This is a genomic window from Acinetobacter sp. YH12227 (assembly GCF_013417785.1).
Lineage (GTDB): Bacteria > Pseudomonadota > Gammaproteobacteria > Pseudomonadales > Moraxellaceae > Acinetobacter > Acinetobacter gandensis.
Genome location: NZ_VPDH01000022.1, coordinates 1 through 25,205, shown reverse-complemented (window position 1 = coordinate 25,205; position 25,205 = coordinate 1). Strand labels below are relative to the sequence as shown.

Here is a 25,205-nt window from a genome sequence, read left to right as displayed (position 1 = left end):
TTATTATCCTTGTGAGCGCAGAATCTCATTTTGCTGCGCAACTTTCTTTTTCCATTGCTCCGCACGACGTGTACGGTCAGCAACTTGCCCCACTAATTGTCCACACGCAGCATCAATATCATCACCACGTGTCTGACGAATCGTACACACAAAACCGGCATCAGACAAAGTTTTTTGGAAAGAAATAATACGGTTACGGCTTGAACGACCGTATGGTGCGTGCGGGAACGGGTTAAATGGAATTAAATTAATTTTGCTTGGTAAATTTTTCAACAGCTTTAACATTTGCTGAGCATGTTCAGGATGATCGTTCACACCATCCAACATAACATACTCAATGGTCACGTGTTTACGTGAACTTTCATTGCCGTCTTTGGCAATATAACGCTGACATGCCGCAATCAATTGTTCTAATGGATATTTCTTATTAATTGGAACAAGTTCGTTACGTAATTCGTCATTTGGTGCATGTAGGGAAATTGCCAAAGCCACATCAATATCTTGCGCCAATTGATCAATCTTAGGCACTACACCTGAAGTTGACAACGTTACACGACGTTTAGACATGCCGTATGCAAAATCATCCAACATGATGCGCATCGAGTTTAATACCGCATCATAGTTCAGTAATGGTTCACCCATGCCCATCATCACGACGTTGGTCACTGAACGTTCACGCTCAAGCACAGGCACCTCTTCCATGTAAGAATAGTTTGCCATCCACAACTGACCAATGATTTCAGCTTGGCTTAAATCTCGTTGGAAGCCTTGTTTACCTGTAGAACAGAATGAACAATCCAGTGCACAACCGACTTGTGAAGAAATACACAAAGTTTTACGTGCGCCAGTTTTATCTTCAGCAGGAATCAGTACGGTTTCAACCAATGAGCCCGCGCCATCACCCACGCGGAATACCCATTTACGGGTACCATCTTTAGAATAGTTTTTATGCACCACTTCAGGCGCTTTAATTTCACAAATTTTTTCCAGTTTTTCACGTAGTTTGCCTGAGATATTGGTCATCTCAGCAAAATCGGTCACGAAAAATTGGTGAATCCATTTCATCACCTGCCCTGCGCGGAACTTCTTCTCCCCCATTTCTTCGAAGAATTTTTCCATTTGCTGACGTGACATGCCCAGTAAATTCACTTTCTCTACAGTATTTTGCTGTGTCGGAGCGGATGGAGATTGTTGCTGTGCATCAGAAACAGCTGATGTAGCGACTACTTCAGTACTCATGTGTAATTACCTAAACCATGTCTAAAGATAAAAAGGAGATGCTCAGTATTTGAGCGAAGGATTATTCAGGGAATAAAAAAACCAGACAAGCAGTATACCACTTATCTGGTTTGAATACTTCGAATTAACGAGTACGTGGAGCGATCTCAGTTTGAGCGAAGAAGTAGTTAACTTCACGATCAGCAGATGCTACAGAGTCAGAACCGTGAGCAGCGTTTTCGTCGATGCTTACAGCGAAGTCTGCACGAATTGTACCAGGAGCAGCTTCTTTAGGGTTAGTTGCGCCAAGGATTTCACGGTGAGCAAGAACAGCGTTTTCGCCTTCAAGAACTGAAACAACAACTGGACCAGAAGTCATGAATGCAACTAGGTCACCAAAGAAACCACGTTCTTTGTGCTCAGCGTAGAAGCCTTCAGCTTCAGCTTGAGTCAAATGTTTCATTTTAGTTGCAACGATTTGAAGACCAGCTTTTTCAAAACGAGCGAAGATTTCACCGATGTTGTTTTTAGCAACTGCGTCTGGTTTTACGATAGATAAAGTACGTTCAATAGCCATGATTGGCTCCTTAAGTCAATTTGACGTGAAAATTTTGCCGCATTATACCGAATAATGCGCTATTTTCTGCTTTTGCGTTGCAAAAAAATTGCTTTTTTCGATATAGGGATTAACTTGCTTCGTCAATCCAGGCCATCTGAATTCCTTCTAGCAGTCCTTCAGTCGACTTTTCAGGGTCATCGCTAAAGTTAGGCAAGGCACAAACCCATGCATGTAGGTCTGTAAAACGAATCCATTGTGGATCAACATCAGGATGAGCTTCGTATAACTCAATTGCGATATCAATAGTATCTGTCCAGCGTAAACCCATGGGTCTTCCTAACATCGTATAAAGAATGATGCGACATTTTATCAAATTTCAGCAATCTGCCGTAAAAACAGTTTTTATTTTTTATTACCATATTTAACACAGGTGCTGAAATGCCTTTTACAACATTAAGCCAAACCATGGAGCACATACAATGATACTACTCCCCACGCTCGCTCCGATAATTGCCCCGACTGCGACATCACTCGGATAATGTAAGCCCAAAATCATACGAGAAAGTGCCACCAACAATGTAAATGGCAACATCAAGATTAATAAAAGCGGTTGGATATAACCCAATACCGTCGTTGCCATCACCGCATGTAATGTATGACCGGAAGGAAAACTGAAATGGTCAAGTGGACGCTCCCCTAGTCGAATCACTTGATGCACTTGATATGGACGTGGTCGTACCGTTTTCTTTTTTAATAACTTATATAATGTGGTACCAATCGAACCACCCAGCACCACATACAATATATGTAGGCTATAGGCAAAACCTTGTAGCAACCAAACAGCAAATAACATCACATACCAAAACAGACCATCGCCCAATCGGCTAATCATTTTAAAAAATTGTGCTACAGCTTGTTGGTGGGAGAAATGATTAAGATACAAACAACCTTTTAAGTCTAGGGACAGCATTCTTGTTTTTGCATTTTTTAAATTCATCGCTTTACTCCTATTTACAGTCTCATTCTCGACTGTGTTGAGGTCACGCTAGATGTCTCTTGTTATTTTCATCAGATTTTATTTAGCTTTGAATTTACTCTACTCATTTGACATATAAATGATGCTTTCATGACATTTTGATGAATGCTCTATAGTAGTGGCTTTTTTCACATGATCATCACCATTAAGCCACTAAAGTCTGTTCAACAACGTGATATAGCGCCTGTTCAAATTGTTGTACAGGATGCTGCCAACCCACTTTAGCAGCATCCTGTGCGGCACACATTCCCATTTGTTGTAAGGTTTTTCGACTAGGTAAGCCTTGTATATGCCGTATAAAATCATCTGTGCGTCCCAGTTCACTCAGCCAACCTGTATTTGAACGCACATGCACGCTTGCACAGGCAGCATTATAGGCAACGACTGGTAAACCACTCGCCATTGCCTCAAGCACCACATTTCCAAAAGTTTCCACTTGACTGGCAAACACAAATACATCAGCACTTGCGTAAGCTTCTGACAATGCTTGCCCGCTTAAACTCCCCATAAAAATGACATCTAATCCCATCGCTAACTGTTCCAACCGTTCACGATCAGGGCCATCCCCCACAATAACCAATTGGGTGAATTGATTACTTTTAACTTGCATGGAACGATATGCACTAATAAGCACATCCACTTCTTTTTCAGGTGACAAGCGACCCACATAAAGCATGACATGTGTATCTTCATCAACTTTCCATTGTTGCCTTAATGCTGTACTCAAATGTTGCGGAGAAAATCGCGTGTGATCCACCCCACGACCCACCACGACTAAGGGACAATCAAAACCGAGTGAGCGTAATGCTTTTGCCGTATCTTGACTCGGAACGCAGGTCAACTGGGTATTATTATGAAACCAACGTAAATAGTGCTGTACTGGCTTCATTAAAAAAGCCAAATCAAAGAATCGACTAAAATCATGAAACGCAGAATGAAAACCGCTAGAGACAGGTATTTTTTGCGCTTGCGCTACATATTGAGCCGTTAATCCAAGCGGCCCTTCTGTCACGATATGCACAATATCAGGCTGAAAAGAGGCTATCGCTTTTTGTATTTTTTTATATTGCGGCATACCAAACTGCATATCTGCATATTTTGGAATACTTTTTGCCCAAACCAAGCATTCTTGATTCGCTTTAAACTCATCAGATATATTTTTTTGCTCGGGACGTATCAACTGAATTTGATGACCTAATCCCTGCAAACCTTTACATAGCTGTAAAAGTGAATGGGCTACTCCATTAATTTCAGGCGCCCAAGTTTCAGTGACCAAGGTGATTTTTAATTTTGATCGGTAAGAACGTTCCAATACCGCGAGGTCATTTACTCGATCTTGTTTGGCCTTAGGTTTAAAGTAAAATTTAAAGGGTTCAGAAAAATTATCTGGTTTTAATAATCTGCTTTTTACTGAACTTACCATAACTCACCAAGCTTTTATTTTTTTCAAGCTTAGCTGAGGTTTTTGACAATTTAATGATAATGCTTAGTACAAATCCTTCATTCATAAAATCTTTGGACCTTAGAACACCATATTTACAAATACCGTATCTTTATACTTGCCTGCTGGCGTTGTCGATGTCACTCGCTCAACAAGGCGGACTGCAACCACATAATCATTGCGCCCAGCACCTTGTTCCGTCGGTACATTCCAAATATTTTCCATTGCACCTGAAACAGTCATACGTGTTTTGAGTTTCACCATACCGTTATTCACAAAACTATTGCCTGATGAATCTTGCAAGTTACGACTATTAAAACGTATACGGTATTTATTTGAGCAATTTACACTAAAGCTACTCGCTGCCTGACTATTATAATAGTTAGCCAAACGCATATGTGACTCACTTACACGACCTAATTCACAGTAACTTGGTGCAGCAAATGACATCGTACTGAGACATACAGTCGAAACAAATATTAAACTTTTCATCCTAAAATCTCCTTATTTACACAGTAATGTCTTGAGTTCAGGCGTTTGGTTTTCTACTTTTTTAGGAACAACAAGGGTGGTCTGACAAGAGCGACCACCACTGGTTCTAACAGTCAATTTGTAGGTTCCGTCAACCAAGCCATATAACATCACTGTGCCATCTGTACCAATTGGATAAATATCTGCTTCCGGCGTATCAATTGAGACCTCACTGCCGGCAATAAAGGTATTGCCCTGTTCATCCAATATTTTGACTAAAACTTGTTGCGTATCGAAAATTGGGAAATTAATGGTATAGCCACGCTGCCTTAGTGCGACTAACCGGTGTGCTGCATTTGGAACTTTGCTTTCAATGGGTAATTGATTTTCATCAAATGAAATATCGTAATTAATATAAGGAACAATATCGTGAACAAAGGCATAACCATTTTTGTTGGTTTTCGCAACTGGCGACATAGAACGCATGACATCAATATCCTCACGCTCACCAACTTTCACAAGTGCAAATGCATTATCTACAAAACTAGTAAATGCATACTGCCCGCCAAGCCACACCAATGCACCGCGATAACCAGTCTGGAATGAATAATCACTATCACTCTTGATATAACTCATCATGAGGTCACCGACATCAGTCGACAAACCACCGTAAGTATTGAATGCAACCTCATCATTTCGATAATCTGCACCAATAGAATAGTTTGCACCATACTCACCAAAGGAATTTTGAATGTAACGTATACCACCCGATTTATTGGTTCCAACATCCGCTTGTACACGTTTACCGCCACCAAAATTATAAGACACAGAAAGAAAGGCACCCGAATCTTTAGAATCACCAAACTCTTGGAAATAGTTTGCGGTGTACATCAAATTTGAAGTGACTTCCTTACTCACACCAACGGTAAGCATTTTACGGTCATCATTACGAAGTAGCGGATCATCCGTTTCGTATTGGGTTTGTTCGATATAGTTAATATTTAAATTTTGAAAAAATGGAAAATTCGGGAAACTGACATACGCCATGTTTTCAAATTTAGGAAAGATATGCTCATCCTCATACCCTAAAGCACGATAATCTTTAGTGGCATAACGCGAACTCAGACCGAAATTAAATTTACCAAAATTACGACTGACCGAAAGTCCCGCAGAATAACCATCTTGCTCATCAGTTTTGCTGCCTAAAAAAATACTATCGAGCACGAACCAACGATTCACCGCCTGAGTCCAAAGCAAGCCCGCATTTTTTATCTCATCACTATAGGTTGCACTTGCACCTAATGTTGTACGACTAGTCACACCACGACGCAGATAGGCTGAACTAAAAAATTCACGATAATCACTGTTTACTTCATCATAGCGATAACGCAATTTTCCAAGAGAAACGTTGTAATCGTTCAGACCTTCTTTCAATAATTTACTGCTAATCAAAACTGGAAAGCTTCTTACCGTCGTATTGCCCAACACATCTTGCACAACCATTTGCGCTGTTCCTGCGCTTTCAATGTTTGCCCCAGTCTGTAAGTTGTAATCCCCTGGTGAAATCTTTTTTTGATAGATATTCACCCCGTCAATATACAAATCGACAGTCGAAGGCAGTACTGCACTTCCTTTTAAACTTGGAATGTTCCAATAGACAAAGTCTGGACGTGAGGTATAGTCTGTACCAAAACTTAAACCACCAAATCGCACACCATGGATCAGCGCACTATAAGCAGAAGTGGTATCACCAATAATCAGTTTTGTAGCACTTTTGGCAAAATCGAGTTCAAAGCTACTGTTTAAACGAACAAAATTTTCTTCTTCATAATCATGCCCTTTATTATTACGATAAACGGCATTATTTCTTAAAATCCAATTATCTTTAAAAATGCCCAATTCTGGCAAAGTACCGAAATTACGATTTTCGCTTGTTTTATCGTAATGCATTTCATAGTTTAAGAAGGCACCAAAATTTGCTTTCATTGGCTGGGTGATTAACCCATCTGCTTCGACACCATAGAAATATTTGGAAGGTAAATTTAATTTCAATGCCTGTAAGCCTGTATCAAATTCGGCTTGCATATCCTGATCTGAAACGAGACAAAATGCGTTTTTAATGGGATGGCGTTTAATCCCTTCCATTTTGATTTGAAGTTTTTCTTAATCGCTACATTCAACATAAAATATTTTATTTTCAACGAACAACAGTACTTCGCTTCTACGATCTACCCCATTAATCCAAATGCTTGTTGGAAATAAATCATCCGGCATATCAACGGCTTCTGCATGAGCAGAACTGGCACATAAAATACAATACAAAAGCAATGTAATTTTTTTCATAGCCACTACTCAACTAAATTAAACTCCAAAGGGGTGTCGCCTTTGTCAGTTTCTACAACCACTTTGTAATTGCTTGCACCATTGAGCGTGACATTTCCAATATCGTAACGATTTTTACCGTGTGCCAAGAGATATTTCATATCTGAAGACTCAGCCACCACATTTTTATTTTTATCCATCACGTATAGTTTTTGGATTTGAATATGTGATTTTGCTAAATTTTCAACATTAATAACGGTACGGCCATTTTGTTTAGTAGAAATAAATTTTAAATACGCAGGTTCTTGTTTACCCACAAAAAAAGGCACATTTATGCTGAGTAAAAGTGCAATTTTTGAATCATCATTGGTGACTTGTGGCAATTCTGTATAAATGATTCGCCATGCTTCTTCTTGCGCTAAATTCATGCTTTCAACAGATTGTGTAAAGCCTACACGAACCATTTGTTTTGAATTCGGCTTTAAAATAAAGTTTTTAGGATTAATAATAATATTAGATACCGGAGAGTAAATATCTTCACCTGTCGGGCTTTGTGTCCATTTGACTGCTTGAGCTTCAAAAACGCGTGGAGACTCATCATCTCCTTTAGACTCTAGGGTAAACGTTGCACTTCTTTGCTTAGACTTATCCGTTAAATAAAGTTGCACAGGACTAATTGAAATACCTGCAAATGCTGCAGTATTCAGAAGACCTACAATAAGACTAAAAGAAAGCGCCTTGATTAAAAATTTCATACATCCCCCTTGAATCTTATTAATTTTTTTATATATAAAAACAAAAGAAGTTGACCCTCACATGTAGAATCAACTTCTTAGAAAACGATTAGTACGCTACTTTAATGAATAAAGTATCTTTGTAAATACCAGCACGTTGAGTAGCTGAAACAGCTGTTTTAGGCGCAACTGTCACTGCAAAGTTATCTACAGACATACCTGTTACAGGTGATGAACCAATTGGATAATTCACACCACCTTTTGAGGTCGTGATTTTTGTAAATACTTTATCAGTAGTGGTTGCATGTTTAACAAAAGTATCTGCACTTGTACCAGCATTTAGTGTAGATAAATTTAGTGTGTATGGCGTATTCGTTGTTACTTGGAAAGAACTTGAGCCTGTGTAGCTAGTTTCAGCCAATTTAATGTCTTTACCTACCAATAACTCACACGCTTTTAAGATTTCCAATTCAATATCGATTTCACCTTCACACGGTGCACCGCCACATTGTTTAGATTCTTTTGGTTTACCTGCAAATGCAGCTGTTGCAGGAAGTGCTAATGCTGCTGCAGTGATAACTGCAGTTAAAATTTTAGATGTAGACATACCATTTCTCCGCATTCTTTTTTCAAAGAAAATTTATAATTTTTAATACCCTAACTTAGAGTTCCATTCCACTCGGTGTGCTTGAAACATCAACTCCACTTGAGTAAATCCATTCTTATGCATCTCAAAATAAAAAAAACCTATTAGTGAAAAATCACGTGAATTTATTAGTTTCTGAAAATTTCCTGCATCGTTATAAAAAAAGTATTGTTTTTATTAATGATTTAAAAAAATCTACAAAAAATTCAAAACTGTTAACCAACTCCCAATTTTTTGGTATTTTTTCGTTCTCCCTATTTTTTGGGATAATCTAAGTAACTGTTTTTAATCGTATTTAACAAAAAAATAAGTTTACAATATGTTACACATTCAACAAATTAATCGCAAAATAACTCAAAATCAGCTTTAATTAAAATTTAATTAAATGAATATTCACATATATTTTTTAAGTATACCGATTAAGAATGCAAATCCATCTCAAAATTCAAATCCTGAATCCCCTATTTCAGGTATGTCTTTTCTTAATTTTTTATAAACACTCGATCACCAAATATTACATTTATTGTCACAATTTCACTTTTTAATTAACCTTAATGACATCCAAATTACATAAAAAGCACACTTAACCCTAATCTTTATATTTTTTTAAACTTGTGAAAGATTTTAATAATGTAAAAATCATGTTCATTGGTTCATAAATATTACTCCACTATTACTGTTTTTTTATCGATAACTCTTAATTTATTTAATCAATAAATCTGCTTCAACATCTCTCACTTAATTCATCATTTCATGTTTAACTACTTTCTACATTCACAGCATAAAAAAGCCCCATGCATTCACAAAGGGCTTTTATTTGGATTTATGTTATTCATCATTTAAGGGATATAACAATCCTTGATCAACACGATACTGACCACCTACACCAAAATCAATTTTTTGACTTTCTCCTTTCAACGTTGGAAAACCTACGATTTTTTCCAGTTGTGGTGAGCGTTGAAATGCTTTGAGTTGCGGGTTGTACATCCAGTATATAAAGCGTTTATCTTCAATTTTACGGGCTTCTGAAGTATCAGACAGTACAACATCGTAAAAGCCATCGAAATTCATATCAAGAAAACCAATACTATTTCCAAAGGCATTAAATCCTTCTAGCTTTTGAATCACTTGCCCATTATTTTTATTTATAACATCTACACGTTTTAGCGTTCGACCGTAAGGCTGATCTGCACCCTCCAAACCGTAGAATTTAAAAACCAATAATGGCTTATCTACTGCTTTAAATGCAGGTTCAAAGGTGACCGCTCTCTTTGTATTTGGATTTTTTAAATCACTAAGTTCAGCTTTAAATTGCCCCGAATTAGCATTCAAATTCCCCGTTAAAGTGTAGGGATTGGCTTCAGCTTGATCGGTGGACTGTAGTGAGATTAAATCGCCTTTTTGACTGCCTTTAAACATAGTCCTTGTTTGCTCTTGCAAATTACTCAAGGTTCCATGAGGATTCCAAATCCCTGCATATAAATCTAAAAAGTACGCCCCATCAGTTGACTTCAGCATTCGCTGCATTGAGATTCGAACATCTTTTAAAGTGACTAAATTTTCTGTTGAATTTGGTGTCGTTTCAGCAAAACTAGGGAGTGAGATAAATATAGATAAGAATAGGATGGATTTTATTGTTCTCACGGAAGTCACCACACGAGTAGCATCAATTATGTCAACTCTATCACAATCCAAATTCCACACACATGACACAAATATAGGAGATTTGAAACAAAAATAAATTACAGAATTACTTTTCATTCAAAGTTCACGTATTTCTAGCTTATATGTTTTTACTCACCATCAATCATTCTCTAAATAAACTTAGCTCCACATTCAATGATAAAAAACTTACTTAAGATATGTGAATTTTGCATTAATACAACTTGGTCAAGAAAATAGTGTTCACTTACTCAAAGCTTTTATTTAATTCAATCCAATATGTATAAAACACTGTTTTTTTAAGAAGTAAGAGGAGGAAAAGTACAGCCTTGAATGAAACACAAAGTACGCACTACTTTTCCATTTTTAAGGCATGAAGTTTCCAATATAAAAAACCCACTCAAAAAGAGTGGGTTTCCGCATTCAAATCAACTGATTCGAGAAATTAGTTTTTCTCTTTATCAACGATTTTGTTTGCTTGAATCCAAGGCATCATCGCACGTAACTTGTTACCAGTTACTTCAATACCATGCGCCGCGTTTTGACGACGACGAGCAGTCATAGAAGGATAGTTCAACGCACCTTCTTGGATGAACATCTTCGCGTATTCACCAGATTGAATACGTTTAAGCGCATTACGCATCGCTTCACGAGATTGTTCGTTAATTACTTCAGTACCAGTTACATATTCGCCGTATTCAGCGTTGTTAGATACAGAGTAGTTCATGTCCGCAATACCGCCTTCGAACATTAAGTCAACGATCAATTTAAGCTCGTGTAGACATTCGAAGTACGCCATTTCTGGAGCATAACCAGCTTCAACCAAAGTTTCGAAGCCCATTTTAACAAGTTCAACAGCACCACCACAAAGAACTGCTTGCTCACCAAAAAGGTCAGTTTCAGTTTCTTCACGGAATGAAGTTTCGATGATACCAGTACGACCACCGCCTACACCTGAAGCGTAAGAAAGCGCTACGTTACGTGCATTACCAGAAGCATCTTGGTGTACAGCGATTAGATCTGGAACACCTGAACCACGTTGGTATTCAGAACGTACTGTGTGACCAGGTGCTTTAGGTGCAACCATGATTACGTCCAAGTCAGCACGTGGAACAACTTGGTTATAAAGAATAGAGAAACCGTGAGCAAATGCTAAAGTCGCGCCTTGCTTGATGTTTGGCTCAATTACGTCGCGATAAAGTTGTGATTGGAACTCATCTGGAGTCAAAATCATCACTACGTCAGCTTGTGCTACAGCAGCAGGAACTTCAGCAACTTTAAGACCTGAATTTTCAGCTTTTTTCCAAGAAGTAGAGTTCGCACGTAGACCAACAGTTACGTCAACGCCAGAATCTTTAAGGTTAAGCGCATGCGCGTGACCTTGAGAACCGTAACCAATGATTGCTACTTTTTTGCCTTGGATGATAGATAAGTCGGTGTCTTTATCGTAAAAAATTTGCATTGCTGTCTCCGCTAAAATGCATTTGTTTCCTGTGACTTAACGCTGTGATTTTGTTGTTTGTTCACTTCGTTAAGCCCTCACCCTTCCGAGTGAGGATGAATTTATTTAAAAAATTAGATCGTTAAAACTTTTTCGCCACGTGCGATACCAGATACACCAGAACGGACAACTTCTAAAATTGTGTTCTCAGCCAAGGCATCAATAAAACCATCAATCTTTTCAGTTGTACCTGCAATTTGAATGGTATACGTGGTTGGCGTTACATCTACCACTTGTGCACGGAAAATGTCGGCAGTACGTTTAATTTCAGCGCGTGCTGCACCTAAAGCTTTCACTTTAATCAACATCAATTCACGCTCAATGTGTGCACCTTCAGACAAATCAACAACTTTCACAACTTCAACAAGTTTGTTCAGTTGCTTGGTGATTTGCTCAATCTTGTGATCATCACCATAAGTGGTCAATGTCAAACGAGAAAGCGTTGGATCTTCAGTTGGTGCAACGTTTAAAGTTTCGATGTTATAACCACGTTGAGAGAACAGGCCCACTAAACGTGAAAGCGCACCAGCTTCGTTTTCTACGAGTACAGAGATAATATGTCTCATTGTGTGCGCTCCCCTTTGTGTAACCACATATCTTTCATTGATTGACCTGCAATCAACATTGGATATACATGCTCAGTGCGGTCAACCATTACGTTAATGAATACACATTTATCATTAATCGCCATCGCTTCAGCAAGTTTAGACTCAAGCTCATCTGCATGGTTAATTTCGATACCTACATGACCATACGCTTCCATTAATTTAGGGAAGTCAGGAAGTGACTCAACATAAGAGCTTGAGTGACGACCTTCATAGTTCATGTCTTGCCATTGCTTAACCATACCTAAAGCACGGTTATTCAAGCATAGAATTTTTACATTTAAGCCATATTGCTTACATGTAGAAAGCTCTTGGATACACATCTGAATAGATGCTTCACCAGTAATACACACAACGTCTTGCTCAGGGAATGCAAGTTTCGCCGCCATTGCGTATGGCAAACCAACACCCATCGTACCCAAGCCACCGGAGTTAATCCATTGGCGTGGACGTGTGTATTTATAGTAAAGCGCACCAAACATTTGGTGTTGACCAACGTCAGAAGTAATAATCGCTTGGCTATTAGTAATCTTGTCTAATGCTTCAACCACTTGTTGCGGTTTCATTGAACCATCAGTTGGCTTGTCATAGTTCAAACCATGAACTTGACGCCATTCATTGATTTGTTTCCACCAAGCTGAAATATCTTCTGGATTTGGCTTAGACACATTCAACTGTTTCAATTGTGACAACATTTCTGTCAATACAGGTTCTACTGCACCTACAATTGGAATGTGCGCCATAATCGTTTTTGAAATTGTCGCTGGGTCAATATCAATATGAATGACTTTAGCATTTGGACAGAATTTCGCAGGATTATTGGTTACACGGTCATCAAAACGCGCACCTACACACAGAATTACATCTGCATTGTGCATAGTCATGTTTGCTTCGTATGTACCATGCATACCCAACATACCGATGAACTGTTCATCGTTACCTGGATAAGCACCAAGACCCATCAATGTGCTAGTTACTGGGTAGCCCAATAAATGTGCAAGCTCAGTCAATTGCGCTGACGCATTACCTTGAACAACACCACCGCCTGAATAAATAATCGGGCGTTTCGCATGAATTAATTCATCAATTGCTTTACGAATTTGACCTGAGTGACCACGGTGTGGTGGTTGATACGAACGCATCTTCACTTTTTCAGGATATTCGTATGCAAATTTTTCTGCAGGGTTGGTCGCATCCTTAGGAATGTCGACAACTACAGGACCTGGGCGGCCTGATGATGCAATATAAAATGCTTTTTTGATGATTGCAGGAATTTCACTTGCGTGACGCACTTGGAAGCTGTGCTTAACGATTGGACGCGAAATACCAACCATATCCGTTTCTTGGAACGCATCCTCACCGATTAAATGACTTGCAACCTGACCAGACAAAATCACCATTGGGATTGAGTCCATGTAAGCAGTAGCAATTGGCGTTACGGTATTTGTTGCGCCTGGACCAGATGTGACAAGAACCACACCTGTTTTACCCGTTACACGTGAGTACGCATCAGCCATATGGCCGGCTGCTTGTTCATGACGTACGAGGTAATGATTTATTTTGTCTTGTTGAAATAGCGCGTCATAAATATGGAGTACTGCGCCGCCTGGGTATCCAAAAACATGTTCAACGCCTTCGTCCGCTAAAGCGCGAACAAGCATTTCACCACCAGATAAAAGTTCCAACGTGATTCACCCTAATCTTTTTTCACGCACAAATGGAGGGCATTTGTCGTGGTTAATTCATTAACTGTGTGCTCTGTTATAGCACACAAATTTCATAGTTTTCATAGCAATAAGAAAAAAATCTGACCTGCTTGCTGTTTGAGCAATATGGGGTCTAAAACATGTTGGGATAAACATATTTTGTTGGCTTTGTTCAACGTCTCGGCTAGAGAAGATGTCCATTGCTAAAATGCACTCATTCGAAGGGTGATCGATCTAAGGCATATAAAACTAAAGACAGCATTTTTGTGGTTTCGACCATTAAAGTCAAGTTTAAAGATTGGCTTTTTTCTGATTAATTACAGACCGACTGTTTTTTATTCAACAACCTGTTGCAGTTATTCTTATCAGTTGCTTCATTCATAACAATTTATCCAAATAAATATTAAAAACTTTTATAAATCTAATAAATAATTTAAATGAATTATTTCCATTCTTCTGCACTTATTCAGTTATTACTCCTCTTAGCACTACTGATTTTTTAATGCTTAGGTCACAAAATTGCTCAAAATAAAACCATAACGACTTCCCCAAACTGCGATTACATCGCCCTGTTCGCCCACTTATCTATTCCACCTTAAAAAGGCATAGATTCCAGATTTAAATTAGCGCAAAATTTAGAAATATTCGCCTACATCGCATTCAAAATCACGGAAAGAAATGTTATGAAAATTGCATTCACACCTATTGCGCTATTATGTTCATCATTGTGCTTAGGTTTAACAACTACACAGGTCTCAGCCAAAGAATATTACAAATGGGTGGATTCGAAAGGTTCAACACATTACACCACTACACCGCCACCTAAGAATGCTCAGCGTAAAGGTAAAGTAAATACTTATGGTGCAAGCCAATCTACTCAAGCCAATCCAACCCAAAATAATGAAAATGTTTCACGTGAAGCAGAGAAACAAGAACAGCAACAACAAGACCAACAACGAGAAGCCAATGACGCCCTTCGCCAAGGTCAAGCAGTTTCTGCCGCACCTCAATAAGATTGATCAAAACACTGCAGTTTAAATTCGATTATTTATCTTGCGAACGCATTGCAAAATTCACTCTAAGTGCTTTTTGCGCTATGCTGTAGCACAAACTTTTTAACCGTTATTTCTAATTTACGTTTATGACTACTCACATTGACCCTGAATATCAAGCCAGTGCGATTGAACCAAGCGTCCAACAGGACTGGGAAACTCGCAAAGCCTTTAAAGTTGCCGACCAAGTAGAAGGCCCACGTCGTTATATCCTTTCGATGTTCCCTTACCCAAGTGGCAAACTCCATATGGGTCATGTGCGTAACTACACCATTGGTGACGTAATTAGCCGTTTCCATCGCCTGCAAGGTGAAACTGTACTTCAACCTATGGGTTGGGATGCTTTCGGTCTTCCTGCTGAAAATGCTGCAATTGCGCATCAAGTTGCACCAGCAAAATGGACTTTTGAAAATATCGATTACATGCGTAATCAGCTTAAAAAGTTAGGTCTTTCTGTGGATTGGGATCGTGAATTTGCGACCTGTACACCAGAATACTACCGTTGGGAACAGTGGTTATTTGTTCAACTTTATAAAAAAGGTCTGATCTACCGTAAACTTTCAACAGTAAACTGGGATCCAGTCGACCAAACTGTTCTTGCAAATGAACAAGTTGAAAATGGACGCGGTTGGCGTTCAGGTGCGTTGGTGGAAAAACGTGATATTCCAATGTACTACTTCCGCATCACTGACTATGCGCAAGAATTACTTGACGATTTAGACACGCTAAAAGACGGTTGGCCACAACAAGTGTTGACCATGCAACGTAACTGGATTGGTCGCTCACAAGGGATGGACATTACCTTCCCATCAGCGAATCCAGAAATTTATGCAGATGGTTTAACGGTATTTACGACTCGTGCTGATACCTTAATGGGCGTGACCTATGTTGCCGTTGCAGCAGAGCACCCAATGGCACTTAAAGCAGCTGAAAACAACCCGGATCTTGCAGCATTTATCGAAGAATGCCGTATGGGTTCAGTTGCAGAAGCAGATCTAGCAACTGCTGAGAAGAAAGGCATGGCAACAGGTCTTTCTGTGAAGCACCCTGTCACTGGCGAAGAAGTTCCGGTTTGGATCGCAAACTACGTATTAATGTCTTACGGTTCAGGCGCAGTGATGGCAGTGCCTTCACACGATGAACGTGACTTTGAATTTGCCAACAAATACGGCTTAACCATCAAGCAAGTGATTGATGCCAAAGGCGCTGATGATGCAGACTTTGACGCAACTCAATGGCAAGAATGGTACGGCTCGAAAGAAGGCAAATTGGTTAATTCAGGCGAATTTGACGGTTTAGACTTCCAAGGCGCATACGATGCATTCCTTGCGAAATTAGAACCAGCAGAGCTTGCGAATTCTAAAGTTCAATTCCGTTTACGTGACTGGGGTGTATCTCGTCAGCGTTATTGGGGTTGTCCAATTCCAATGATTAACTGTAATACATGTGGTCAAGTGCCAGTACCTGAAGAGCAGCTTCCTGTTGTGCTTCCAACTGACGTTGTACCTGATGGTTCAGGTAACCCATTGAACAAGATACCTGAATTCTATGAAACCACTTGCCCATGCTGTGGTGGCGATGCGCGTCGTGAAACAGATACGCTCGATACATTCGTAGAATCTTCTTGGTACTATGCACGTTATGCATCTCCAGACTTCACTGGCGGTATGGTGAAACCTGAAGCAGGCCAAACTTGGCTTCCTGTGAACCAATACATCGGTGGTGTTGAACACGCGATTCTGCACTTACTCTATGCGCGCTTCTTCCACAAACTCATGCGTGATGAAGGCGTAGTTCAAGGCAACGAACCATTCACTAATCTGTTAACTCAAGGTATGGTGCTTGCTGATACTTACTACCGTGAAGCAGATTCAGGTAAAAAGACTTGGTTCAACCCTGCGGACATCGAGTTAGAAAAAGACGAAAAAGGTCGTATCACTTCTGCTAAATATAAAGAAGATGGTCAAGACGTTATTGTTGGTGGTCAAGAGAAAATGTCGAAGTCGAAAAACAACGGTATCGACCCACAAGCGATTATTGACCAATACGGCGCAGATACTGCTCGTGTATTCATGATGTTTGCTGCGCCACCAGATCAATCACTTGAATGGTCTGATGCCGGTGTTGAAGGCGCAAACCGCTTCTTGAAACGTGTATGGCGTTTAACGACTGGCTTCCTTGAACAAGGTAAGCAAGCAACTGCGATTGATAAAGCTGCGCTTTCAACTGCTGCACAAGACCTACGTCGTAAAACACATGAAACCATCCAAAAAGTGGGTGATGACATTTCACGTCGTCATGCATTTAATACTGCGATTGCAGCGATGATGGAACTTCTAAACGCAAACAATAAGTTTGAAGTAAAAGATGATAACGATGCCGCTGTTGCACGTGAATCTATTACCGCACTTTTAACTTTACTTGCACCATTTGCACCGCACTTGAGCCAAACATTATTGGCTGAGTTTGGTATCGAATTAACATCAGCACAATTCCCACAAGTGGATGAATCTGCATTAACTCGCAATACACAAACCATCGTAGTTCAAGTAAATGGTAAACTTCGTGGCAAATTAGAAGTTTCTGTAGATGCGGCGAAAGAAGATATTCTTGCTCAAGCAAAAGCACTTCCAGAAGTTCAGCAATTCTTGACCGGTCCAACCAAGAAAGAAATTGTTGTACCAGGTAAGTTAGTGAACTTGGTGGTTTAAGATCCTTATGTTCCCTCTCCTGAAGAATTGTTTAAGCACTGCTTTAAACAATTCTGCAAGTGAGGGTTAGGGAGAGGTAAGTTGAAAAAATCACCCTCATCCTAGCCTTCTCCCAGAGGGAGAAGGAACTTTATGAAGGAATTCACAATTCCCAAACAAAGCCCGTTGCCAGTCAACGGGCTTTGACTTTACAATCCACACAGGATTTCAAAAATTATCCCTTTCGGGAAACAGAGGACACCACATGCATTTGGTTCAACGTGTTGCTGCAATTGTATTAACTTTGGGCCTAAGCGCAGGCATGGTCGGTTGTGGATTTCACTTAAAAGGTGCCAATCCTGCTTCTGTACCAGTTGCCTATTCTAAAATGCGTCTCGTCCTGCCTGAAGAGACCGATGACCTCCATGAAAAATTGGCTATCTATTTAGGTTCTGCCGGCGTACAACTAAGCAATAATCCTGATGCCTATGTCCTCCACGTACTCGATTACACCCCTCGTCGTTTAGAGTTAAATGGTAAGTTGGTAGAAACCTTACTGCGTCTAAACGTTACGTTCCGTATTGAAGATGCACAAGGTAATCCAGTCACTGAACCTCGTACATTAATGGCAACACGCAGTTACCAATATGACGTAGCAACGGTGAATACCGATGACCAAGAAGAAAAATATCTAAAACAAGTGATTATTGATGATATTGCACAACAGATTGTGCGTCAGATTTCTTCAAACCGCCTACCAAAAGCCAATCCATTAACTGCACCTAGCAAAGCTGAGTAAAACCGTCCATGAAACTTGACTACCTTCAGGCATTAAAACGTGTTGATGACGCTCAAGGTGCCTGGGTGTTGCATGGTCAAGAACCCTTACTCGAACAAAATTTACTGGATGCATTTCGTAAGAGCTGGAATCGTCGAGAAGTTGAACGTCAACGTTATGACATCAGTTCAGCTTCCGATTGGAAAAATGTCTTTAATGCGCTCAATAGCCTGTCATTATTTTCTAATCAATTAGCCATTGAGGCGCATGGCAACATTAAACCCGATGCCAGTGCGTTAAAATTATTAAAAAGCTATTTGCAACATAACGAAAGTAATTTACTACTCATTGTTATGCCTAAGCAGGATAGCAGCAGCTTAAAAACCAGCTTTTTTCAAACCATCGATGCCAATGGTGTCAATGTTGCACTGACTGCCAATTATCCCAAAGACCGTCAACAAATTTTGGCCGTTGAAGCACAAAAACTCGGCATTCAACTCGCCAATGATGCATGGCAATGGTTAGAACAGCATCATGAACATAACTTACTTGCAGCCAAGAATAGTTTGATGCGAGTTGCGGATACCTATCCTGAAGCAGACATCATACAAATTGATCATTTGTATGCTTGCTTACAAGATCAGTCACGCTACACCACTTACGATTTAAATGATGCCATGCTGCAAGGCAATTTGGCTCAATCAATTAAAATTTTTCAATATTTGATTGCCTCTGGTGAGCCAATGTCACTCATTTTATGGAGTATCAGCAAGGAAATGCGCTTGCTGATGCAACTGTTTGAGCAACCACAAAATGCTTTACAGCTGGGTATTTGGAAAACGAAAATTGGATTATATCAACAAGCGCTACGCCGCTTGAATGCCAATGAATTTCTGACTTGGCCTGCTCTATTACTTCGTTTAGACGCGTCAATTAAAGGTTTAGGTCATGAAAATCCTGAGCACTTAGTACAACAAGCCATTGCCAGCTTGTGTGGGCGCAGACTCTTCTAGTCTAATGAAAAGGCTGTAATAACCTGCATTTCAGCATAAAAGTATAATTATCATTTCTATTTGTTCAAAAAGTTCACAATTTATCCGTATTTAAATCTTATAATTCAATCATCTTTCTAAACTTTTAACTGCCAACCATGCCAAAAATAAAACCAGCAAAATTGATCGTAGCCATCATCGTTGCTTTGGCAATCGCTGTCACTGCATGGCATTTCCTAAAACCTAAAGAAACTCAGCCGCAATATATTACTGCTGAAGTGAGTCGTGGTGACATTGAAAACTCTGTACTTGCAACAGGTGTACTTGAAGCAACCAAAATGGTGAGTGTTGGTGCACAGGTTTCTGGTCAGGTGAAAAAGATGTATGTGCAACTCGGTGATGAAGTGAAACAAGGTCAGCTGATTGCCCGTATTGACTCGGTACGTCAGGAAAATGATTTAAAAACTGCAGAAGCCAGCATCAAAAACCAACAAGCGCAATTGGCAGTTAAACAAGCAAATCTTGCAAAAGTCCAAGCTGAATATAATCGTCAACAAGCAATGTACGCTCAAGACGCGACTAGTCGTGCAGAACTTGAATCTGCGCTAGCAAGTTATAAAACTGCGCAAGCTGATATTGCAGCCATTAATGCACAAATCGAACAATCACGTTTAACTTTAGCGACTGCAAAAGAAGACTTAGGCTATACACAAATTGTTGCACCTATGGATGGAACCATCGTGGCGATTGTGACTGAAGAAGGTCAAACCGTAAATGCCAACCAAAGTGCGCCAACCATTGTGAAATTGGCAAAACTCGACACCATGACCATTAAAGCTGAAATTTCTGAAGCCGATGTGATGAAAGTCCAAGAAGGTCAAAACGTTTATTTTACAACCTTGGGCGACAGTGAAACAAAACACTATGCTACCCTGCGCCAAGTTGAACCTGCGCCAAACTCAATTAACACCGAAAGTAACAACAACACCTCTTCGTCTTCAAGTACTGCGGTTTACTACAATGCTTTATTTGATGTCCCAAATGAAGACGGCAAATTGCGTATCGATATGACTGCTCAAGTTTATATTATTTTAGATGAAGCGAAGAATGTTCTCACTGTGCCTGCTGCTGCAGTACAAACTTCAAACCGTCCGCAGCGTAACCGTAACAGCACAAATACTGAAGGTGACGCTGCTCCGAAAAATACCAATGAAGCTTCAAAACAAAGTAAAGACAATCCAAACCGTCCTAAACGTTTAGAACTGACTGAAGCTGAAAAAACATTGGTCAAACAAGGTAAAGCGAGCGTTGCGATGGTGCGTGTATTGCAAGCGGATGGTTCTGCGCAACCACAACCGGTATTACTTGGTTTAAATAACCGTGTGACCGCACAAGTGATCCGTGGTTTAAAACAGGGTGACAAAGTCGTGATTGCCGACGGTTCTGATACTTCAAATGATTCAGCTAAACGCAGCAACCGTGGTGGTGCTGGCGGCCCAATGAGAATGTAATCATGAGTCAACATCAAACACCTCTACTCGAGGTCAAGAATCTGACGCGTGAATTCCCTGCCGGAGAAAACACCGTCCAGATTCTAAAAGGGGTGAATCTTGAGATTTACCCTGGTGAATTAGTGGCTATTGTCGGTCAGTCCGGTTCTGGTAAATCAACCCTAATGAACATTTTAGGTTGCCTAGATAAACCCACAAATGGCAGCTACAAAGTCAAAGGGCGCGAAACGCGTGAGCTTGAACCTGATGAACTGGCACAGTTACGCCGTGAATATTTTGGCTTTATTTTCCAGCGCTATCACTTACTCGGTGATTTGAATGCTGCTGGTAACGTTGAAGTTCCCGCAATCTATGCCGGTGCAGATGCAACCGAACGCAATGCACGTGCCAAGCAACTACTAACCGATCTTCGACTGGGTGAAAAAACCCAAAACCGTCCGAGCCAACTCTCGGGTGGTCAGCAACAACGTGTGTCGATTGCGCGTGCCCTCATGAATGGTGGCGACGTTATTCTTGCCGATGAACCGACCGGTGCACTAGATAAGAATAGTGGTATTGAAGTGATGCGGATTTTGCGCGAACTCAATGCCAAAGGTCATACTATTATATTGGTCACTCACGATCATAATGTTGCGAAAAATGCGACGCGAATTATTGAAATTTCTGACGGTAATATCATCTCAGATCAGCCCAATGTACCTGAAACAGATGATGAACCTTTAGAAAAACAACAACTCGTTCCAAACACACAGAAAAAAACCTCAAGCTGGCGCTCTGCCGTTGACCGTTTAGGTGAAGCCTTCCGTATGGCGATTTTAGCCATGAATGCTCACCGTATGCGAACATTTTTAACCATGCTCGGGATCATTATTGGTATCGCTTCTGTGGTTTCTGTTGTGGCTCTTGGGAATGGTTCACAAAAGCAAATTTTAGAAAATATCAGCAGTTTAGGTACCAATACCATCACGGTGTATCAAGGTCGAGGCTTTGGTGATAATTCCAGATCCTCCCAAGTAAAAACATTGGTTCCAGCCGATGCGACAGCCCTTGCTGAGCAGCCTTATGTCGATGGCGTTAGTCCTTCAGTCAATTCATCTGTCACAGCACGTTTTAAAGATACAGAAGCGTCGACCACAGTGAATGGCGTGAGTGAAGATTTCTTCTATGTCAAAGGAATGAACTTCGCTTCTGGTCAGCCTTTTGATAAAGAAAGTGTGAATGAGCAAGCGCAAGATGTGGTGATTGATAGTAATACTAAAAATACCTTCTTTGCCGATGGCACCAACCCTGTGGGTCAAGTGATTTTATTAGGCAGTGTACCAAGCCGTATCATTGGCGTGATCGAAGAACAAAAAAGCATGATGGGCAACTCAGATAGCCTGAATGTGTATTTGCCTTATTCAACGGTCATGAGTCGTATGCTAGGTCAGTCGAATGTGCGCAGCATTATTGTCCGAGTGAAAGATGAATACCCAAGTGCTGCTGCTGAAAACGCCATATTGAACTTATTGGTGCAACGTCATGGCGCGCAAGATGTCTTTACACAGAACTCCGATAGTATCCGTGAAACCATTCAACAAACTACGCAAACGATGACCTTATTGGTGTCTGCGATTGCGGTAATTTCATTGATCGTCGGTGGTATTGGGGTCATGAACATTATGTTGGTTTCTGTGACGGAGCGTACTCAAGAAATTGGTGTACGTATGGCCGTGGGTGCCCGTCAAAGTGACATTTTACAGCAGTTCCTGATTGAGGCGGTGTTGGTGTGTATCTTAGGCGGTGTGCTTGGGGTTTTATTATCTTTAGGTATTGGACAATTGATTAGTCATTTTGCCGGGGGAACATTCCAAATGGCCTACTCAACGACATCTATCGTTGCTGCATTTGTCTGCTCAAGTATGATTGGTATTGTGTTTGGCTTTATCCCTGCCCGTAATGCAGCACAGCTCAATCCTGTTGATGCACTTTCTCGCGAATAAGGATACTTAGAATGCAAATGAATTTTACCAAACTTGCCACTGCCCTTATTTTAACTGGATCACTGTTTGGTTGTGCTGCGGTGGTGAAAACCCCGTATGAGCAACCTGCCGTGAATATTCCTAACAACTTCCAGAACAGCAAAGCCATAAGTCAGCAAGTGCATGCCGATGTCTATGCAGACCAATGGTGGACCTTGTTTGGCGACGCGCAGCTAAATCAATTGGTCAGTCAAGTTTTAGCCAGCAATACCGATCTGGCAGTTGCTGGTATTAACTTGCAGCAAGCACGTTTACAAGCAGCTCAGATTCAAAGTCAACAAGGTATTCGTATAAGTGATGCAAGTATATCTACAGGCCATAAGTTTGAGTTAAATGATGGTAATAATTCTTCATCTGGTATTTCATTAAAATATCCAGGTTTAAGTTATGAACTCGATTTGTTTGGCAAGTTAGCCAATCAGACTGACGCGGCACGCTGGGAAGCACTAGCCTCTGAACAAGATTTACAAGCCACTGCTCAAAGTCTCATCGGCACTACAGCAAATTTATATTGGCAGTTGGGTTATCTGAATGAACGTTTGGCTGTTGCACAGCAAAACCTCAGCAGTACGCAAAAGATTTATGAACTGGTACGCACACAGTACCGTGCCGGAGCAGTTTCGGGTCTGGACTTAACTTCTGCTGAACAGTCAGTGCAAAGCCAAAGAGCGACATTAAGCCAGATTGAACAGCAAAAAGTGGAAACCAGAACGGCATTAGCTGTTTTGATGCATCAACCTGTGCAGCAACTGAATATTCAGGAACCTTCCCGTTTACCGCGCATTGCCCTGCCGACTATTGCAGCAGGCTTACCCGCTGACCTCTTATCACGTCGTCCTGATTTGCAAGCCAGTGAGTTGCGTTTACGTAAAGCACTTGCCAATAAAGATGCAAATAAAGCCAGCTATTATCCATCCATTAGCTTAACAGGAGCAATATCGACAGGAGTTGGGGTGGGCGCAAATACATCTTTAACAAATGCATTAAAAAATCCTGTTGCTACATTAGGAGCAGGTTTAACTCTTCCATTTTTACAGTGGAACGATATGAAGCGTGACTTGCAAGTCAATGAGCTGGAATATGAAAAGTCGATTATTCAGTACCGTCAAACCTTGTATCAGGCTTTTGCCGATGTGGAAAATACGCTATCGGCACGTACCGAATTAAACCAACAGGTGGCTTTGCAAGAGCGTAATGTACAACTTGCCGAGAAAACTGAGCGTTTAACTGAAGTACGTTACCGCCATGGTGCGATTGCACTGAAAAACTTACTCGATGCACAAGAGACTACGCGTAATGCACGACTTTCTTTGGTTCAGACCAAGCAGAGTCAATACAATGCTTATGTAACTTTAATGCAGGCGTTGGGTGGCAGTCCGATTAAGCAGTTACCTTAAATTCTTTATAAAAAGCCCGAAAGGGCTTTTTATTTCATTCTTTATCAAATTTGTAATTAAGACCACTAAAAAAATAAAATCTTTTCAATGTATACTCCCAAAATATTAAAATCATCAGAATAATTGCATAAATAGAAAGATTGGATTTTATACCTTCCATCATATCACCAGCATAAAAATTAAATGGAGGGTTAATTATAATAAAATAAGGACCAATAAAAAGCATATATATAAATAAAACTATTTGAAAAAAAAGACCATCCCCCCAAACCTTTCCGTTTTTAAGTTCAAAATCGTAAGAATACTTATCCAAATTTCCATCAGAAATAAAATAGATCTCTTGCGAAAGTCGTTATTGCAAGTTCATCCGGTTTACCAGTGCAGCGATTAAGTTAATGCGTAAACCGAATCTTTTCCGTCTATTTCGATAGCGTTCACTTAGTATTCTAAATCTTTTCAATTGACTGTTAATGTGTTCGATTACAACTCGTATTTTTCCAATCATTTTATTGTAATTTTTCTCAGCATCAAATAAGGGTAAATTCTTCTTTTTCTTTATTGGCATCAATAATTTAAAGCCATCTTGCTCTAACCCATAGTACCCTAAATCGGTCATAACATAGTCACAATGTTTGAATTTCTTAACTGTTTTTCTTGCCAATTTAATATCATGCTGACTGCCAGACGATATATCTACTCCTATGATTTGTTTGCTCTTCGGATGATAGATCACTTGGGCTTTTAACGTATGTTTCTTCTTTTTACCACTGTAGAACTTACTCTGATTTTTTTTTTGGGCGTTCTATTAAACATTCTGTCGCATCAATAATTACCCAGTTAAATTGTTCGTCTGCTGTGGTAAT

General features: G+C 40.1%; 22 protein-coding genes and 1 pseudogene. 7 read left to right on the top strand and 16 right to left on the bottom strand.

Features of this window, described 5'->3' with window-relative positions; all coding sequences use genetic code 11:
* Nucleotides 1-3: 3 nt before the first annotated feature.
* The 14 genes from rlmN to FTV09_RS06695 form a co-directional block, all read right to left on the bottom strand.
* Nucleotides 4-1,239, bottom strand: coding sequence for a 23S rRNA (adenine(2503)-C(2))-methyltransferase RlmN (rlmN, locus tag FTV09_RS06755; RefSeq protein ID WP_180057478.1), 1,236 nt, complete (start codon nucleotides 1,237-1,239; stop codon nucleotides 4-6).
* Nucleotides 1,240-1,363: 124 nt separating this feature from the next.
* The gene (gene ndk / locus FTV09_RS06750; RefSeq protein ID WP_067763529.1) at nucleotides 1,364-1,795 is read right to left on the bottom strand and encodes a nucleoside-diphosphate kinase; all 432 of its coding nucleotides are present in this window, start codon (nucleotides 1,793-1,795) and stop codon (nucleotides 1,364-1,366) included.
* Nucleotides 1,796-1,904: 109 nt separating this feature from the next.
* Nucleotides 1,905-2,105: a Fe-S cluster assembly protein IscX gene (gene iscX, locus FTV09_RS06745; RefSeq protein WP_067763531.1), complete on the bottom strand. Its 201-nt coding sequence runs from the start codon at nucleotides 2,103-2,105 to the stop codon at nucleotides 1,905-1,907.
* Nucleotides 2,106-2,222: 117 nt separating this feature from the next.
* Nucleotides 2,223-2,774, bottom strand: coding sequence for a phosphatase PAP2 family protein (locus tag FTV09_RS06740; protein WP_180057475.1), 552 nt, complete (start codon nucleotides 2,772-2,774; stop codon nucleotides 2,223-2,225).
* A 184-nt stretch (nucleotides 2,775-2,958) separates the two neighbouring features.
* Entirely contained in the window at nucleotides 2,959-4,236 is a 1,278-nt protein-coding gene (locus FTV09_RS06735; RefSeq protein WP_180057472.1) for a glycosyltransferase family 1 protein, read from the bottom strand.
* A 99-nt stretch (nucleotides 4,237-4,335) separates the two neighbouring features.
* Nucleotides 4,336-4,746, bottom strand: a complete 411-nt coding sequence (locus tag FTV09_RS06730) for a hypothetical protein (protein ID WP_067763537.1) — start codon at nucleotides 4,744-4,746, stop codon at nucleotides 4,336-4,338.
* 12 nt (nucleotides 4,747-4,758) lie between these two features.
* Nucleotides 4,759-6,870, bottom strand: coding sequence for a fimbria/pilus outer membrane usher protein (locus FTV09_RS06725; RefSeq protein WP_257222847.1), 2,112 nt, complete (start codon nucleotides 6,868-6,870; stop codon nucleotides 4,759-4,761).
* A gap of 18 nt (nucleotides 6,871-6,888) precedes the next feature.
* Entirely contained in the window at nucleotides 6,889-7,068 is a 180-nt protein-coding gene (locus FTV09_RS18065; RefSeq protein WP_257222846.1) for a hypothetical protein, read from the bottom strand.
* Nucleotides 7,069-7,073: 5 nt separating this feature from the next.
* The gene (locus FTV09_RS06720) at nucleotides 7,074-7,802 is read right to left on the bottom strand and encodes a molecular chaperone (RefSeq protein WP_067763541.1); all 729 of its coding nucleotides are present in this window, start codon (nucleotides 7,800-7,802) and stop codon (nucleotides 7,074-7,076) included.
* 88 nt (nucleotides 7,803-7,890) lie between these two features.
* On the bottom strand, nucleotides 7,891-8,388 hold the full coding sequence (locus FTV09_RS06715) for a hypothetical protein (RefSeq protein ID WP_180057469.1): 498 nt from the start codon (nucleotides 8,386-8,388) through the stop codon (nucleotides 7,891-7,893).
* An 867-nt stretch (nucleotides 8,389-9,255) separates the two neighbouring features.
* Nucleotides 9,256-10,131, bottom strand: a complete 876-nt coding sequence (locus FTV09_RS06710) for a hypothetical protein (RefSeq protein WP_373687696.1) — start codon at nucleotides 10,129-10,131, stop codon at nucleotides 9,256-9,258.
* 403 nt (nucleotides 10,132-10,534) lie between these two features.
* The gene (gene ilvC, locus FTV09_RS06705) at nucleotides 10,535-11,551 is read right to left on the bottom strand and encodes a ketol-acid reductoisomerase (RefSeq protein ID WP_067763545.1); all 1,017 of its coding nucleotides are present in this window, start codon (nucleotides 11,549-11,551) and stop codon (nucleotides 10,535-10,537) included.
* Nucleotides 11,552-11,664: 113 nt separating this feature from the next.
* Complete coding sequence (gene ilvN / locus FTV09_RS06700; RefSeq protein WP_005016393.1) at nucleotides 11,665-12,156, bottom strand: acetolactate synthase small subunit; 492 nt, start codon at nucleotides 12,154-12,156, stop codon at nucleotides 11,665-11,667.
* Complete coding sequence (locus tag FTV09_RS06695; RefSeq protein WP_180057466.1) at nucleotides 12,153-13,880, bottom strand: acetolactate synthase 3 large subunit; 1,728 nt, start codon at nucleotides 13,878-13,880, stop codon at nucleotides 12,153-12,155. Before FTV09_RS06695 ends, ilvN begins: the two co-directional genes overlap by 4 nt.
* A 704-nt stretch (nucleotides 13,881-14,584) precedes the next feature.
* On the opposite strand from FTV09_RS06695, the gene FTV09_RS06690 reads away from it, so the two are divergent.
* The 7 genes from FTV09_RS06690 (at nucleotide 14,585) to FTV09_RS06660 (ending at nucleotide 24,342) form a co-directional block, all read left to right on the top strand.
* Nucleotides 14,585-14,914, top strand: coding sequence for a DUF4124 domain-containing protein (locus tag FTV09_RS06690; protein WP_067763549.1), 330 nt, complete (start codon nucleotides 14,585-14,587; stop codon nucleotides 14,912-14,914).
* A gap of 128 nt (nucleotides 14,915-15,042) precedes the next feature.
* On the top strand, nucleotides 15,043-17,664 hold the full coding sequence (gene leuS, locus FTV09_RS06685; RefSeq protein ID WP_180057462.1) for a leucine--tRNA ligase: 2,622 nt from the start codon (nucleotides 15,043-15,045) through the stop codon (nucleotides 17,662-17,664).
* 244 nt (nucleotides 17,665-17,908) lie between these two features.
* Entirely contained in the window at nucleotides 17,909-18,442 is a 534-nt protein-coding gene (gene lptE / locus FTV09_RS06680; protein ID WP_067763553.1) for an LPS assembly lipoprotein LptE, read from the top strand.
* 8 nt (nucleotides 18,443-18,450) lie between these two features.
* Nucleotides 18,451-19,434: a DNA polymerase III subunit delta gene (gene holA, locus FTV09_RS06675; protein WP_180057459.1), complete on the top strand. Its 984-nt coding sequence runs from the start codon at nucleotides 18,451-18,453 to the stop codon at nucleotides 19,432-19,434.
* A gap of 137 nt (nucleotides 19,435-19,571) precedes the next feature.
* Complete coding sequence (locus FTV09_RS06670; protein ID WP_180057456.1) at nucleotides 19,572-20,924, top strand: MacA family efflux pump subunit; 1,353 nt, start codon at nucleotides 19,572-19,574, stop codon at nucleotides 20,922-20,924.
* A 2-nt stretch (nucleotides 20,925-20,926) separates the two neighbouring features.
* The gene (locus FTV09_RS06665; protein ID WP_180057453.1) at nucleotides 20,927-22,906 is read left to right on the top strand and encodes a MacB family efflux pump subunit; all 1,980 of its coding nucleotides are present in this window, start codon (nucleotides 20,927-20,929) and stop codon (nucleotides 22,904-22,906) included.
* Between the two features lie 11 nt (nucleotides 22,907-22,917).
* On the top strand, nucleotides 22,918-24,342 hold the full coding sequence (locus tag FTV09_RS06660; RefSeq protein WP_180057450.1) for an efflux transporter outer membrane subunit: 1,425 nt from the start codon (nucleotides 22,918-22,920) through the stop codon (nucleotides 24,340-24,342).
* Between the two features lie 34 nt (nucleotides 24,343-24,376).
* Here FTV09_RS06660 and FTV09_RS06655 read toward each other — a convergent pair whose 3' ends face one another.
* Together FTV09_RS06655 and FTV09_RS06650 are read right to left on the bottom strand one after the other, a co-directional pair.
* On the bottom strand, nucleotides 24,377-24,655 hold the full coding sequence (locus FTV09_RS06655; protein ID WP_180057447.1) for a hypothetical protein: 279 nt from the start codon (nucleotides 24,653-24,655) through the stop codon (nucleotides 24,377-24,379).
* Nucleotides 24,656-24,694: 39 nt separating this feature from the next.
* Nucleotides 24,695-25,205, bottom strand: a pseudogene (locus FTV09_RS06650) (transposase); the annotation flags it as partial.